17 protein-coding genes and 1 tRNA gene are annotated in these 15,901 nt (G+C 36.8%); all 18 read right to left on the minus strand.

Going from position 1 to position 15,901, the window contains the following annotated elements; translation table 11 throughout:
* Nucleotides 1-6: 6 nt before the first annotated feature.
* A tRNA-Asp gene (locus tag LF886_RS18675) sits at nucleotides 7-80 on the minus strand.
* A 126-nt stretch (nucleotides 81-206) separates the two neighbouring features.
* Nucleotides 207-524: a thioredoxin gene (trxA, locus tag LF886_RS18680; protein ID WP_103231720.1), complete on the minus strand. Its 318-nt coding sequence runs from the start codon at nucleotides 522-524 to the stop codon at nucleotides 207-209.
* An 84-nt stretch (nucleotides 525-608) separates the two neighbouring features.
* Nucleotides 609-1,784 (minus strand): cysteine desulfurase family protein, encoded by a 1,176-nt coding sequence (locus LF886_RS18685; protein ID WP_124530533.1) that lies wholly within the window; start codon nucleotides 1,782-1,784, stop codon nucleotides 609-611.
* 2 nt (nucleotides 1,785-1,786) lie between these two features.
* Nucleotides 1,787-2,257: a hypothetical protein gene (locus tag LF886_RS18690; protein WP_236851090.1), complete on the minus strand. Its 471-nt coding sequence runs from the start codon at nucleotides 2,255-2,257 to the stop codon at nucleotides 1,787-1,789.
* Nucleotides 2,258-2,281: 24 nt separating this feature from the next.
* Nucleotides 2,282-2,869 carry an HAD family hydrolase gene (locus LF886_RS18695; protein WP_124530535.1) on the minus strand — a complete coding sequence of 196 codons (588 nt, stop codon included), beginning with the start codon at nucleotides 2,867-2,869 and terminating at the stop codon, nucleotides 2,282-2,284.
* Nucleotides 2,870-2,874: 5 nt separating this feature from the next.
* Nucleotides 2,875-3,600 (minus strand): SDR family NAD(P)-dependent oxidoreductase, encoded by a 726-nt coding sequence (locus tag LF886_RS18700; protein WP_077415689.1) that lies wholly within the window; start codon nucleotides 3,598-3,600, stop codon nucleotides 2,875-2,877.
* A complete protein-coding gene (locus LF886_RS18705; RefSeq protein WP_236851091.1) occupies nucleotides 3,600-4,919 on the minus strand; it encodes an FAD-binding oxidoreductase in 1,320 nt (439 codons plus the stop codon). Before LF886_RS18705 ends, LF886_RS18700 begins: the two co-directional genes overlap by 1 nt.
* Complete coding sequence (locus tag LF886_RS18710; protein WP_236851092.1) at nucleotides 4,916-5,803, minus strand: decaprenyl-phosphate phosphoribosyltransferase; 888 nt, start codon at nucleotides 5,801-5,803, stop codon at nucleotides 4,916-4,918. The genes LF886_RS18705 and LF886_RS18710 overlap by 4 nt, the downstream gene beginning before the upstream one ends.
* 107 nt (nucleotides 5,804-5,910) lie before the next feature.
* Entirely contained in the window at nucleotides 5,911-6,600 is a 690-nt protein-coding gene (locus tag LF886_RS18715; protein WP_103231726.1) for an OmpA family protein, read from the minus strand.
* A 26-nt stretch (nucleotides 6,601-6,626) separates the two neighbouring features.
* Nucleotides 6,627-7,118 (minus strand): lipocalin family protein, encoded by a 492-nt coding sequence (locus tag LF886_RS18720; protein ID WP_103231727.1) that lies wholly within the window; start codon nucleotides 7,116-7,118, stop codon nucleotides 6,627-6,629.
* A 125-nt stretch (nucleotides 7,119-7,243) separates the two neighbouring features.
* Entirely contained in the window at nucleotides 7,244-8,926 is a 1,683-nt protein-coding gene (locus LF886_RS18725) for a S8 family serine peptidase (protein ID WP_236851093.1), read from the minus strand.
* Nucleotides 8,927-9,013: 87 nt separating this feature from the next.
* On the minus strand, nucleotides 9,014-9,637 hold the full coding sequence (locus LF886_RS18730; protein ID WP_410685123.1) for a WbqC family protein: 624 nt from the start codon (nucleotides 9,635-9,637) through the stop codon (nucleotides 9,014-9,016).
* A 59-nt stretch (nucleotides 9,638-9,696) separates the two neighbouring features.
* On the minus strand, nucleotides 9,697-11,340 hold the full coding sequence (lepB, locus tag LF886_RS18735; RefSeq protein ID WP_236851095.1) for a signal peptidase I: 1,644 nt from the start codon (nucleotides 11,338-11,340) through the stop codon (nucleotides 9,697-9,699).
* Nucleotides 11,341-11,474: 134 nt separating this feature from the next.
* Complete coding sequence (gene dapB, locus LF886_RS18740; RefSeq protein WP_109738788.1) at nucleotides 11,475-12,176, minus strand: 4-hydroxy-tetrahydrodipicolinate reductase; 702 nt, start codon at nucleotides 12,174-12,176, stop codon at nucleotides 11,475-11,477.
* A 63-nt stretch (nucleotides 12,177-12,239) separates the two neighbouring features.
* Complete coding sequence (locus tag LF886_RS18745) at nucleotides 12,240-12,878, minus strand: DUF5683 domain-containing protein (RefSeq protein ID WP_236851096.1); 639 nt, start codon at nucleotides 12,876-12,878, stop codon at nucleotides 12,240-12,242.
* A complete protein-coding gene (locus LF886_RS18750; RefSeq protein ID WP_236851097.1) occupies nucleotides 12,879-13,769 on the minus strand; it encodes a ParB/RepB/Spo0J family partition protein in 891 nt (296 codons plus the stop codon).
* Nucleotides 13,770-13,838: 69 nt separating this feature from the next.
* A complete protein-coding gene (locus tag LF886_RS18755) occupies nucleotides 13,839-14,612 on the minus strand; it encodes a ParA family protein (RefSeq protein WP_103231733.1) in 774 nt (257 codons plus the stop codon).
* Between the two features lie 164 nt (nucleotides 14,613-14,776).
* Entirely contained in the window at nucleotides 14,777-15,625 is an 849-nt protein-coding gene (locus tag LF886_RS18760) for an energy transducer TonB (RefSeq protein ID WP_236851098.1), read from the minus strand.
* Between the last annotated feature and the right edge of the window lie 276 nt (nucleotides 15,626-15,901).

The following is a 15,901-nucleotide window of genomic DNA, read 5'->3' on the forward strand; positions in this document are numbered from 1 at the left end:
CTTTTGCGATCCGGACGGGACTCGAACCCGCGACCTCCGCCGTGACAGGGCGGCATTCTAACCAACTGAACTACCGGATCTAATTTGTAAAGAACTTCCTTTCTTTTTCGTGGTTGCAAAATTACACCTTTTTTCGGTACCTGCAAATTATTTTCAAAAAAAATGCCTCCCAATCATGGAAGGCATTCATTATCAAACTTTATTTTTTATAAGTGAGCGCTTAATTTTTCAGCGATTACCTCTTTTGGAGCCACACCTACTAATTTGTCTACTACTTCTCCGTTCTTAAAAATAAGAACTGTAGGAATATTTCTGATACCATACTGCATAGAAATCTCCTGGTTGTTGTCTACATCTACTTTCCCAACTACTGCTTTTCCTTCAAAATCTGATGCTACTTCTTCGATGATTGGTCCTAAAGTTCTGCAAGGTCCACACCATACTGCCCAGAAGTCTACTAATACTGGTTTATCTGATTTTAAAACCATATCCTGAAATGAGCTGTCTGTAATTTCTAAAGCCATTTTGTTTCTTTTATTTTAATTAATATTATTTTTCTTTTTTATCCTCTATTGGATGTTCAAAATTACGATTTTTAGAGCATAAGACTATCTATGCTCAACATTAGTTTTTTCTATAGTGTAATCGCTTGAAATTTCCTTTAGAGCCTTCGCCAATGCGTCAATTTCTGCCTTTGTAGTCATATGACTGAAAGAAATACGTAATGGTGTACAGTGATCCATTTCATCTTCAGAAAGCACCATCATCATGACCATTGAAGGTTTAGATGCACCGGAAGAACATGCACTTCCTTGAGAAATTGCAATTCCTTTCATATCCAGCTGAAGTCCGATCAACGGATTTTTGTAGGGAAGCAATGCACTTAAAACACTGTCAACACTATTATCCATTTCTCCACTTCTTCCATTGAATTTAATATTGGGAACCTCTGCAGATAATTTTTCGATAGCGTATTCTTTAATTTCTCTGATATGACCAGCATACGCCTCCATATTGTTGATGCAAAGCTCTAAAGCCTTACCTAACCCTACGATACCAGCAACATTTTCAGTTCCGGCTCTCAGGCTTCTTTCCTGAGGTCCACCTGTAATAATTCCTTTCAAGCCAGTAGCTTTTCTAATAAAAGCAAAGCCTACCCCTTTTGGACCATGGAATTTATGAGCACTGCAAGAAGCAAAGTCTACAAGGATATCTGAAAAATCAAATTTCATATGAGCCATTGTCTTCACCGTATCGGAATGGTAAAGAGCATTATTCGCTTTGCATATTGCTGCAATTTTTTTAATATCAACGATATTTCCGATTTCATTATTGGCATGCATTAAGCTTACCAATGTTTTTTTATCTGAAGCTTTTAACAGCTCTTCTAATTTATTCAGGTCAATATCTCCTTTTTCATTAGGGCGGATGTAGTTTACTTCTACTCCTTTTCTGCTTTTCATATCCAAAATACTTTCGGAAACACATTTATGTTCCAGAGGAGAGCTTATGATTCTTTCTACACCAAGGTGTTCTACCGAGGATTTGATGATCATATTGTTGGATTCTGTTCCACAGGAAGTGAAAATGATTTCTGCAGGACTTACATGAAGATAGTCTGCAACCTGTCTTCTCACATTTTCAATAAGGATTTTTGCTTCCTGGCCAAAGCTGTGTGTTGAAGACGGGTTTCCGAAATTCATCTTCATAGTGCCAACCATTGCATCTATAACTTCTTCTGCAAGCGGTGTGGTTGCGGCATTATCTAAATATATTTTATCCATTATTATTTTGAATATTTTAATTCTACGGAGGTAAATTGGTAGTCTGCAGGAACAGTGAAAATAAACCATGGGTTGGAAAGCACCTGAATTTCCATTCCACCGGAAGGTTCTCCCGCCGGAACTTCTACATACAGAATGTTATTTTTCACAGAGATCCCTTTAATTTCTGAGATACTGTGACTTCCTGATCTGAAACCACCTAAATTGTAGAGAACAACCTTCTTATCTTTAGGAAATTGCGGGTACTTGACATAAGATCCATCATCTCCTGTCCCTAGAATGCCAAAACTTCCTTTGATGGTATTGCGAAAATCTTTTTCTTCTTTAATGATTCTAAAGCCTGCCTTTTCTGTGCCTCCCTGTGACTGGGAAACAATAAGTTCTGTATTTTTCTGCATATCAGGAGATTTCTGAGATGATGTGCTTGCACAACTCATAAAAGTGAGTGCAGATGCAATTAACAAGCTTTTCATTTTCTACAATTTTATCTCCCAAAATTAATGAAAAAATTGGTAATGTCCCTCATTTGCCCACTTCAACATTGGACGATCTCCTGAAGTATCCCCAAAAGCAATAATTTTATCGTACTTAGAGTCGTTGATTTCTTCTTTAATTCGTACCAGTTTTTCTTTCCCGTTGCAGTTTTTTCCTACAAAATTTCCTGTGAAAACTCCGTTCTTAAACTCTGCCCGCGTAGAAACAAGCTCCATTTTCAGTTCTTCGGCAAAAGGTTTTACCCAGATATCCAATGAAGCGGTCACCAATAAACTCTGTATATTATTCCTATCGATATTTTTTATAAAGTCTAATGCATTTTCCCTCACAATTTTAGGATAATGCTGCTCAAAAAATTGTTTAGACTTCAATTCTATCTTTTCCTGAGTCTGTCCTTTCAAAATAGAACCGATAAAGCTTTTTTTCACTTTTTCCGTTTCAGCGAGTTTCAGCTTCAACAGAATAAAGAGCGGTACATGTCTTAAAAATTGTATCCGGTATTTTGTAGAATCGTAGAATTTAAGATACATAAACATGGTATCTTTATACGTCAGGGTTCCGTCAAAATCAAAACAATACAATTTTTTCATTTTTCTTAAAGCTTTAATTTTTTGAATATAAACTCAGGGATATTCCTGATAATCATCATAATAATACTCCAAACCGGCAAAACATATGCCACATTTTTCTCCTTTTTGAAGGCTTTATAAATACAGGCCGCTGCTTGTTTCGGTGTTGCCGTCAGTTTTGGATTTAAAGGCAGACCTTCTGTCATCTTGGTCGCCATAAACCCTGGCTTTATTGTAAGAACATGTACTTTTTTATCAAAAAGATAGTTTCTCAAACCACTCAAATAAGCTGTAAAAGCAGCTTTTGCACTTCCGTAGATGAAATTACTCTGTCTTCCCCTATCCCCTGCTACTGAAGAAAGTCCGATAATCGTTCCGGATCTTCTATTTTCAAATTTATGGGCAAAATAATTCATCACCGGAACCAGTTTTGAGTAATTGATATCTATGATACGTTCTGTATTTCTGTTATCATACAACCCTTCTTCTGTTCCTTCGCCCAAATATCCTACGGCACAAAATAATACATTTGAATTGATATTATCAAATCTATTGTAATCTATTTCTTTTGTCAGGTCCAGTTCGATAACTTCCGCCTGCTGCAGAAACTTCACATCAATATGCCTTGCAAATCGTTCTGTAGTTTCTTTATTTGAGGTAAAAAGATAGATCTTTTCAAATTTTTCTCCTTCCTGAAGTGCTTTTTCCACAAAAGCCTGTGCCACTTCAGATGTGCTTCCCAGAACTATCATTATGAATTGTTGTTTATGATTCTTTTGTGCTGTAAAGACACAAATTTAGGATTTTGAATATTTTTCAGATAATTGGTCAATGATGATCTGCTCATGCTGTCTTTGGTAAGATAAATTCTCCCTCCGAATTCCTGAACAATGCTATCAAGCTGATCTACCAGTTTTTTCAGTTTTGAATTGACCTTAAAATCCAAGGCCAGTGTATACCCTTCTACAGGGAATGAATTATACGCCTGAGGGTTGTCTTTTCCAAAGAGTTTTAAAACAGCTAAGAATGATCCGTTTCCACTATTGGCGATCGTTTCAAGGATTCTTTTCATCCCTTCTTTTCCTGCTTCTTTAGGAATTACCATCTGATATTGTATAAAACCGGATTTCCCATAGATCTTATTCCAGTCATTAATGGCATCCAGAGGATAGAAAAACGTTTCGTAATCAATGAAGTTTTTCACTTCTTTTTTAGATTGCTTTTTATAGTACAGCCAGTTGAAAATTTTCACGGTAAGTGCATTCAATACAAATCCCGGAAAATAAAAAGGAACTGTAGGCTGTAATTTTTTCTTTAATCTTAAAGGAGTTTTTGCAAAATTCTGGGGAAGCTCATGTTGAAAAGCATGCTCCCCTCTCATCAGAATACTTCTTCCGATATCTTTTCCTTTCTGAAGACAATCGATCCAGGCAACCGTGTAGGTCCAGCTTTCACTTTCTTCAAACAGTTTAAAAATTTCATCCAGATTTTCCGCTTTAATGCTTTCCTGACGGATATAAGCGGATTCTATATTTTTAAGCTTAAACTTCGCTGTAAGAATAATTCCTGTAAGTCCCATACCACCGATAGTAGCCCAAAACTTCTCAATATTTTCTTCTCTGGAACAGGTAATAATCTCCCCTTTCTCAGTCATGAGCTTAAATTCAATCACATATTCTGAAAAACAACCTTCTGCATGATGATTTTTTCCATGAACATCAGAAGCAATAGCACCTCCTATTGATATAAATTTTGTCCCGGGAGTAACATACAGAAAGTATCCCTGTGGAACTGCTATTTCCAGAACATCTGAAAGCAGTACACCGGATTCACATTCTATCACTCCGTTTAAACGGTCAAAATTGATGAATTTATTTAATTTTTTTGTTGAAAATATAGATTCTCCCAACGAAGCATCTCCATAGCATCTTCCGTTCCCTCTTGCAATAATTTCGTTGTGATTGAGTACAAATTCTTTTATTTTTTTGAAACTGTCCTCAGATCTCATTTCTTTCTCCACTACCGGGAAATTTCCCCAGTTTGTAACTTTCTGTATGAAATTAGGCTTCATTTCTTAAAATAAATTTGAATTAAAAATGCAGCTACCCAAAGTAATAGGGTAACCTGTATGTATCGGTCTCTGTACACAATTTTTGTAGGAGATTCCGTTCTGTTATAAACCAATGTCTGCTGAAGATACCTCAACAAGGCAAAGACTACGAAAATTACCGTATAAAAAACTCTCTCATGGAATCTTTCCTGAACTTCCGGTGACAGGGTAAACATCAGATAACACACAATAGCCAGCGTAATAGAAATGGATAATGCAATATCTGCGAACTGAACGTTATACCCATCCAGTGCCCGTCTTGTTTTTCCTGAAACCTGCGCATTGATAAGCTCTCCTCTTCTTTTCCCGATAGCCAGTACTAGTGCCAATACGAACGTTAACAGGATTGCCCATTGTGAAATACTGATTCCGGTAATATACCCTCCAGCCAGTACACGCAGTACAAATCCTATGGCAATAATGAAAATATCAATGATTGGAACATGCTTGAGTCTGAAAGTATAGGCAAGATTCATCACCACATAAAATCCTATGATGGTCGCAAACTTCCAAAGCAGTTCATGGAAATAGATCTTTGTAAAAAATACAAGAGCAATATCTGCAATGACAAGCCCCATAAGAATTCCTATAGCTTTTGATTTTGAAATAGCGCCACTCGCCAACGGCCTTCTTCTTTTTTCAGGATGCTTTCTATCTGCTTCTATATCATTGTAATCATTCAGAATATACACAACACTTGCCGCGAGGGAAAATATAACAAATGCGAAAATGCTCTTGAGAAGCAGATCTATGTTGGTAATATTACCCGAAAAGAATAGAGGGACAAATACAAAAAGGTTTTTCACCCATTGCTCCACACGGAGCAGCTTTAAATATTTCTTCATTTATGTTATTTCAAGTACAAAAATAATAAATTCAAAATTTATAGCATAAAAATACAAAAAAAACCGCCGGGGCGGTCTTTTACGAAAATATTTATATATTAAATTAACTATTGCCCTTGTTTGGCTTCATTAATCATTTTTTCATTTGCTGTAATGGCAAACTCAACTCTTCTGTTTTTAGCTCTTCCTTCGTCAGTATCATTGCTAGCAACCGGCATATTTTTACCTTCTCCTTTTGAGAACATTCTGCTAGACGCAATTCCTTTTCCTACTAAGTAAGCTTTTACAGCATCTGCTCTTCTTTGAGAAAGCGCCATATTGTAAGCATCTTTACCTACGCTGTCTGTATACCCGTAGATATTGATATTGGTATCTGCGTTGTTTACCAATACTGTAGCTAATTTGTCAAGGTTAGTCTGAGCAACAGAAGTAAGGTTTGAAGAGTCGAAAGCAAAGTTTACAATACTTTCATTCATGGTCACTTTAATACCGTCACCTACTCTTTCTACCTGTGCTCCTGGTAAAGTTTCTTTAATATCTCTAGCCTGCTTATCCATTTTATTACCGATAACGTTACCTGCAACACCACCGATAATACCTCCTAATACAGCACCAATAGCTCCGTTTCCTCCTCTTCCTACATTGTTTCCTAAGATCCCTCCAAGAACAGCTCCTGAAGCAACTCCTACAGCTGTACCTCTTTGTTGGTGATTTGAATTCTGAACCGCCTCACAACTTGTCAATAATAATGCTGATGACAAGAAAAGGGCTCCTACGTATGTTTTTGTAAATTTCATTTTTTTTGATCTTTTATGTTGATATATTATTTCATTCCTGCTCTCTGGAAGTTGTAAACTACTTTTACATTACCTCCTTCAAAAGGAACATCTTGCTGAAGTGAAAACTGATCTGTTGTCTGATTGATCAGGGTAAGGCTATATCCTACAGTATTTTGTTTTGCTTTCGTACCTCCGGCAATTTTTTTAAACATAAACGTGTTACCGTCTTTTATTTCAAACTTGATGGGCTGTGTAATTGCCGGGCAATCTCCACCTCCGTTCAAAGTATACGCTCCTGTCCAGTTATTAGGAATCAATCTCCAGTGGCTTCCTACGAAGCACTGTGCATCTGCACCTTCGTCAAAAGGTTTGATTTTATACCCTTTTTCGTAATCTATGCTCACAATCTGCCAATCTCCTTTCATTTTAAGGAAATCAGCTCTTTGATTTTGAGATGTAGCTGCTTTGTTAACAGAGGAACACGACACTGCAAAAAGTGATGTTCCCAACATCCCTGCAAGTAGTAACTTTTTCATTTTGTTGTTTATTATTTTGTTACTATAAAGTTACAAAAAACCGTGCCAAAATTTAAAATAAAAAATAAAAAGTCCGAAAAAAATTCGGACTTTTTATGACTTCTCCTTAAACACAGGGAGATAAATTATTTTTTAACAGCCTTTTTTACGGATTTCGAAGGCTTAGCAGTGCCTGCCGGCTTTCCTTTGTAGAAATTGGTATAAGCATACTCTGCCGCTTTTTTCAGGTCGATAACTCCACCTGCCTGAGATTCATCTGCAAATCCGTTTTCTGTACTTGGATTGCTGCTTTTCACAAGAGCTTCAATGATCTGATAAGGTTTCAGATCTGGCATATATGCTAATAAAACAGCTGCTCCTCCGGCTACCACTGGTGATGCCATAGAAGTTCCCTGAAGATATTTATATTCGTTTTTCGGAACGGTAGAATAGATTTCCTCACCCGGAGCGAAAACATTGACCATTTTTTTATTGAAGTTAGAAAAATCTGCTCTCAAAGCACTGTTTTTATTGGTGCTTGCTCCTACCACAAGAACGTTGCTTACAAATGGTTTTTCATCTGTAACATTTTTAAAGTTGGTAGGATATGCCAAATGTTCTGCTACATCTTCATTTTCGTTACCTGCAGCTTTTACTAAAAGAACGCCTTTATCTTCGGCATATTTAAAAGCATCCCAAACTACATTCTTACCAGGAGAAACAGGTTTCCCGAAGCTCATATTTAGAACTTTCGCACCGTTATCTACTGCGTATCTTATTGCATTGGCAACGTCTTTATCTCTTTCATCTCCATTCGGAACTGTTCTTACAGACATGATTTTAGCCACTTTGGAAGCAACCCCATACTGAACTTCTTTTCCTTGTGGAAGTCCTGCAATAATTCCTGCTACGTGAGTTCCGTGTTCTGCATCTGCCCCTTCATAATGATTGTTCCCATAACTTTTTTCAGAATAGTCATCGTAGTTATCTCCTACTATTTCTTTTCTCGGGTCATATGAAAGGTCGTATTGTTTTGCTGCCGGAGCAAAATGATCTATAGCCTCTTTCATCTCCTCTTTCATTTTTTTCTCAAACTCAGCAGATGATTTTCCTTTGAATTCCGGACTTTGAGAAATCTGACCTAAGAAATCCAATGCAATAGCATCTTTCTGATCTGTAGGCGCTTTAATTGCTGAAATGGTTTCACCAGTTACCGGCTTACCTCCTAATAATTTCACCATATTAGGAATCAGCTCGTTCAGCATAGAATACGTCTGGAAGTTTTGTTTTGCCTCGATACTTTTTTTATTAAACATCTCTTTGGCCTTCATATACATATCAAAATCCTCCTTCATCTTAGCCTGGTTGGCTTTGTTCTTTGCAGAATCATCTCCTTCGAAAATAGGTTTGTATTTGGCTACGACTCTTGTCACCTCCATATTATCGATATCAATATCACCGTTTTTGCCTCCTATGAAGTTCCATCCGTGTACATCATCGATATATCCGTTTCCATCGTCATCTTTACCGTTGCCAGGAATTTCATTAGGGTTTGACCATAGGTTTTTTACCAATCCGGGGTGATCTACCTGTACTCCACTGTCTAAAACTCCAACGACCACGGTTTTAGGCTTCAGTCCTTTAGATTCTAAATATTTATAAGCATTTGCCGTATTTACACCATATACTTTTGAAGTCGCAAAATCCTTATGATACCATGTCATCAGATCTTTGTCTTCACTAGGATCAATACTTTTAGCTTTAGATTCCTGTGCAAAAGAGAAACTAAAACCTGCTAAAAAAACTGCAGCTAATAATACCTTTTTCATATGTTGATATTTAATTTTTTAAAGCAATATGTCAATCACCACCTTCATCTGCCGTATGCTGAAAATTTCCTGAATAGTGATTGTATGCTAATATGATTGTTTTATATTTTTTAAATACATGAGTGATTCCGGGCCTTTATTACAAATAAGGTCAAGAATCGACAAGTCTTCCAAAAACCCGAATTTATCCGAAAATGTCTGGTAATATTCTTCCATTTGAAATTCTGAAGGAACCTTTGCCGAAAATTTTTCTCTGAAATTGATTTCTTCAGGGTTTTTGATATATTCTTCATTCAAAGACTGTGCCTTTTCTGTTTTCAATATCTGTTGGATAACTTCTATCCCTTTAAGGTTAAAATCAAGAAGAAACTTTTCATTAAGCTCAAATATTTTTCTGAGCTTATCTTCATAATATTCGAAATAAGGAGAACTTTGATAGGCTGTTTTGATCGATTTCCAATGAAGAGTCCTCCAGTCTTCACGGTAAGAGATTTCAATGTCTTTAAATTCTCTTTTTCCGTTATGAGTGATGGGAATGATTAATGATAATTTTCCGTTAGCCCCATATATATTGGTTCTACTTCTATAGGTCTGTTTTGGAAAGCTTTCAAACTGCTCAAATACAATATCATTCGCAGGGTTCACAAACACTGAAAACCATGAAATCGGGGGCATATAAAATGCCGGCAATAATACATTCTTCATATTCATAATGCAAAAATGAAGTATTTTTTCAAATACTTCATTCTATTTTAAGTTTAATTTTTTTATTAGTTGTCTTCAGTTTTTTTCTTTCTGAACAATTTCTCGAAATACTCCCATCCGAAGAATAAGATAAGGATCATCGCTGCAATCCACCAGTAAGAGGTTTTATTAGCTTCTCCTGTATTGGTTGCTTTGAACATTCTGTCCCAACGAACTTTAAATGGCGCCTGGTAAGTAGAACTGCTATCTGAGAAAGCACCCTGAAGACTCATCCATGTAAACATAGGTTTTCCTACAATATTTTCTTCAGGAACGAAACCAAAGAATCTTGCATCTAAAGACGCATCTCTGTTGTCTCCTATCATCATATAATAATCCTGCTGAATAGTATATTGGCTGGCTTCTTTTCCGTTGATCAAAATCTTTCCGTTCTTTTTCTCTAAGCTGTTGTGCTCGTATTCAGAAATGATCCACTGGTACATAGGCAGTGTTTCCTGATTGATGGCAACCATATCTCCTTTTTTAGGAATTCTTACCGGACCATACCAGTCCTGATTCCAAGGCTTGTTGATTGGGAAGATAGATTGTGTCGTATCAATTTTAGTTTTAGCTTCGTCTCTGTAATATACTGCGGCTTCTCCTTTTGGAGACACCTCTTCTTTCATATCCAGAACCTGAGACATTCCTTTAATTTCTTTAGCCGTTTTATCTGTTAGCCCCTGAAAAGCATAAAGGTATCCTTTTTCAGTCTGTAATTCCTGAACCGGTAAAAATCCGTAAGTATTGTATAATGAAGGAATATCCAACTGACTTCCTGTTGTTACAATATATCTGTGCTGTACTTCCTGATCTCCTAAAACAGTTTCCGGCTTTCCGTTAACGAAAAGTCTTCCGGCTCTCATTTCAAAAGTATCACCTGCTGTAGCTACACATCTTTTTACATAAGGATCTTTTCTGTCAATTGCTGTATGCACAGAATCTCGAGGATAGTTGAAAACTACCACATCATTTTTCTGTGGCTTATCGAATTGTAAGATTCTTGTATAAGGAAGTTTCACTCCATCTACGTAAGATTTCGGATCATCTTTAGGGTTTCCTTTTTGTCCTGTATCCATAATCGTTCCCTGAAGGAAAGGTATTGCTACCGGACGCATCGGAAGTCTGTATCCATAGCTCCATTTGTTTACAAAAAGGAAGTCTCCCACCAATAATGTTCTTTCCATAGATCCTGTAGGAATCCCGAAAGGCTGTGTTACAAAAACGTGGATGATCGTTGCAAATACTACTGCAAAGGTAATAGAACCAACGAATGTATCTTTCTTTTTGTCATTTTTCTCTTCGTCTGTAAGAAACAGGTCGTTTGCGTTTTCATCTTCTAACTCTACATCTTTAGAATAGTTGATCACCGCCATATAAATAAACGGTAGAATCACGGTAAGAATCTGATCTTTAAAAAGTGTCTTTCCAAACTTTTTCACTAAGTAAAGGTGGAAAACAGACATCATGATAGGCCCTACAATCGGAAGATAAGATAGGATTGCCCACCATTTCGGATGTTTTGTTTCTTTCAGAATGATGAAATAGTTATAGAAAGGGATAAAAGCAAATAAAGGGCTATAGCCCATTTTCTTGAACAGTTTCCAAGATGAAACCCCCATTAATACGGATAATATGAGGACATATACTGTATAAGTTAAAAAATAATTCATAAATTTTTGTGCCTATTCTTATGATATAAATGATAAAATGATGAGTAATAAATGATAACAGCCATCCGCTATTTACAATTCACTATTCATCATTTTCTGTTTATTTGTCTGCAATTTACAGAATTTGTTACAAATTAAAGCCCCAAAACGTCTTTCATTGCGAAGTTTCCTTTTTTATCTTTAATCCATTCTGCGGCTACTACGGCACCCAGTGCAAATCCGTTTCTGTTGAAAGCGGTATGCTTGATTTCGATTTCGTCTACTTCGCTTCTATAATACACGCTGTGAGTTCCCGGTACTTCATCTTCACGTACCGCAAAAATTCCCAGCTGCTTGCCTTCTGTTTCTTCCAGTTTCCAGGCGTCAAATTTTGGGTTGTTTTGGATAATTCCTTCCGCGATAGAGATAGCCGTTCCACTTGGAGCATCTTTTTTATGGATGTGATGAATTTCTTCCAACTGGCAAGAGTATTCATCTACATTTTTCATCAGACCAGCCAATTTTTCGTTTAAAGCAAAAAATAAATTCACTCCTAAACTAAAGTTGGAACCATATAGGAAAGCTGTACCATTTTCTACAGCCAGTTTTTCTATTTCAGCTTTTTGATCCAGCCAGCCTGTTGTTCCGCAGATCACCGGAATTTTGTTTTCAAGACAAGCTTTTATGTTTTCAAATGCTACTTCCGGTAATGAGAATTCAATCACAACATCCGGATTATTAAGATTTTCAGCAGTTGGGGTTTCCTTCAGACGGGCAACTACTTCATGACCTCTCTTCTGTGCGATCTCATCAATGATCTTCCCCATTTTACCGTAACCAACTAATGCTATTTTCATATGATCTTTTTATTTTTTTACTACTGCATTCAATCCTAAGATCTTTCTGCAGTATATTATATTTTAAAATCTGTAACTTAAACTGAAGCCTGTTTTTGGAGCGCTGTACCCATATTGATCCTGAATAACTGTTGGTTTAAAAACCAGATCCGGGTCATGACGGCTTTCATAAAGATGTGCATCTACTACTGCATCTACAATATTCAGGATATAGATCAATCCTGTAATAGCAATCGCATAATCTCTTTGTCTTTTGGCTCTGTCCTGAGCATTCCCCAAAGCTTTTTTATCTAAAAACGGATGACTGTCTACAAACTCATTCGGGGTCCCGTTCAGTTTTGCTATATAATATTCGCGGTATTTTCTATATTGATTGTCATTCCAGACTGCAATACCAACTCCCGCTCCTACTGCCCCCCAAACAATGGGAATCTTCCAGTATTTTTTATTATAAAACTGTCCCAATCCCGGAAAAACGGCAGAATACAATCCTGCTCTGGTAGGATTCAGTTTTATGGTTTTTACTGTCGGGCCATTTGCTTTTTCAAGATCTTCAATGATCTTTGCTTCTGTTTTGCCTGGCTTTACCACACGCGGTTCTTCTTTCGGAAGAGTCTGCATCCGAACGGTATCAATAGGTTTTACTTGTGAGTAAGCCAGTACAGCAATACACAAGAAAAATGTGAAAAATATTTTCTTCATTTATTTAATATGGGATAGAATATATTCCAGCTCTTCTTCGTTTTTGAAGTCCAGAACAATTTTACCTTTTTTACCATTTCCAGAAGCTTTGATCTCCACTTTTATATCCAGGATATCTGCGATGGTCTTCTGGGCTTTTTTATAGTTATTGGAAAGCTCCACGTTGGCTTTTTTTGCAGCGGGAGACTTTGGGTTCTTCAATGCGGCAGCTGCCTGCTCTGACTGACGAACATTTAATTTTTCTTTGATGATAAGACCAAATAAAACCTGCTGATCTTCTTCACTTTCAAGACTGATAATGGCTCTACCGTGTCCTGCAGAAATCTCACCACTTCTGATGGCATTCTGAATATCCGGGTTTAGTCTTAATAGTCTGATGGAGTTAGTGATGGTACTTCTGTCCTTTCCTACTCTCTGGCTCAGGTTTTCCTGAGTAAGACCTATCTCTTCCAAAAGTCTATGATAAGTCAAAGCAATTTCGATGGCATCAAGATCTTCTCTCTGGATATTCTCAACAAGAGCCATCTCAAGAAGCTCCTGATCATTTACTAAACGGATATAGGCAGGAATAGTCGTTAACCCGGCAATTTTAGTTGCTCTGTAACGTCTTTCCCCGGAAATGATTTCAAATCTTTCTCCGTCTTTTCTCAGGGTAATCGGCTGGATTACTCCCAGGTTTTTGATCGACTGCGCGAGTTCGTTTAATGCTTTTTCATCAAAATAAGTTCTCGGCTGCGTCGGGTTCGGATAGATATCTTCAAGCGCAACTTCTACAATGTTTCCTACAAACTTATCTGCTCCTTCATCAGTAGCTGAATTGACAGTTGCTTTAGATTCTGCACTTAAAATGGCGCCCAAGCCGCGTCCCATAGCTCTTTTTTTGTCCTTCATAGATATAATTGATAAATGATGTTTGATAAGTGATGGCTAGCATTCACTTATTGGCCATTTATTATTAATTTAGTTCTTTATTAAGTTTTCATTTCTCAAAAGAACTTCTTCAGCTAACTGAATATACTGAACAGCTCCTTTACTTTCGGCATCATAATTCAGGATACTTTCTCCAAAACTTGGTGCTTCACTCAACCTTACGTTTCTGCTGATAATGGTTTCAAAAACCATTTCCGGGAAATGCAGGTTTACTTCTTCCACTACCTGATTTGACAGTCTTAAACGGCTGTCGTACATCGTTAAAAGAAGACCTTCTATTCCCAGATCTTTATTGTGGATCTTCTGAACATTTTTCACGGTGTTCAAAAGTTTCCCAAGTCCTTCTAATGCAAAGTACTCACACTGGATCGGAATGATTACAGAATCTGCTGCAGTAAGAGCATTTACGGTAATAAGACCTAAGCTTGGTGCACAGTCGATGATGATATAGTCATAATCGTCTCTTACGCTGGCCAATGCTTTTTTCAGCATATATTCACGGTCCTCCTTATCTACCAACTCAATTTCCGCAGCGACCAAATCGATGTGTGACGGAATAATATCAAGGTTCGGAGTGGCAGTTCTTTTGATACAAACTCTTGTATCTGCACTGTGCTCCAGTAGATTATATGTAGAATACTGAACATCTTCCACTCCCAGACCGGATGTAGCATTCGCCTGAGGATCAGCATCAATGATCAATATTTTTTTCTCCAATACTCCTAATGCTGCTGCCAAATTTACGGCGGTAGTTGTTTTACCAACACCCCCTTTTTGATTAGCAATACCTATGATTTTTGCCATTATTAGAACTTTAAGTTTCAAAAATACACTTTTTTCTTTGCTCTCGGTGAGTGGAGAAAATCAAAATTGAGTTAAAATATTGTTAATAAGCAATTTAACGATAAAAAAAATTATCCACAAAAAAAAATCTTTGTGGATAACTATTTTAAATTTGTTTTTCCGTATTAATTATCAAACTTCATTGAGATTGGAAATTTGAAATAACTTCTTACGAATTCTCCTTTTTTGTTTTTGGCAGGAATCCATTTTCCTTTGCTTGAGATGTTTTTGATTGTTCTCATTGCCTCACTATTAAAATCGGCGTTGGTTCCATTAGCTTTTACCCCTGAAATTGTTCCGTCCATTTCTACAATAAAGGTAACTGTCGTTTTTACAACATCTTCTGATTCAAATCCTGAACCATCAAAGTTGTTCATTACTTTATTTCTGAAGGAGTCTATTCCTCCTGTGAAATTAGCTTCTACCCCAAGTTCTCCAGATTCTGCAATTTTATTTTTATCTACAGGATCAGAAATTACTGGAGGAGGCGTAGTAATTACAGGACCTGTTCCTACTGATACATTGGGAACATGTGGTGTATTAGGTATCACCGTTTCTCCTTTAAAGTTGTTTGTAAAACCTGCTACAGCATCATCAGGAACGGGATCTTTTTTCACGTTATCCTGAGCTGTACTCGATGGTGTAGGCACTGTGCTGTCAAATGTTTTCGCATTTGAAGCGACTTCAGGCTTTACCGGAGTAATTTTCACAGGTGGCGCAACCGGATCTTCGGGAATGAATACTGGTGGAGGAAGTACATAACCTCCGCCTGTTATAGTGTCTGTTGTGTTGAATGCAGAAATTACAAACGGTGTAATGGATACTGCAGCCATTAAACTTGCGCCTATAAAAAGGGCTTTGGTTAATATTCTATCTGATTCATTTCTTAACGCATAGGCACCATATTCTTTATTGCGGTGCTCAAAGAGAACCTCGTTAAAACGAAATTCCTGGTTTTGATTATGTTGTTTCATCACTACTACTATTTAAACTGTTAAAAATTTTGATTATTAGTTTGATTAGTTCTTATCGATAAGCATTGTTTCAATAACAAAACATCTGCCAAAATTTTATCAAAACAACATAATATTAGAAAATTTTATGATAATGTTTAAATTTTAACATTTCCAAACAAAAAATCTATACAAGAAAACGGTAGTATTTTTCATGAAAATAGATAAGAATAAAATAGACAAATAGCAGAACAGGAGCGTAGTAGATATACTTAAATGTGATCCTTGTCAAGGTTT

It is taken from the genome of Chryseobacterium sp. MEBOG07 (assembly GCF_021869745.1).
Classification (GTDB): domain Bacteria; phylum Bacteroidota; class Bacteroidia; order Flavobacteriales; family Weeksellaceae; genus Chryseobacterium; species Chryseobacterium viscerum.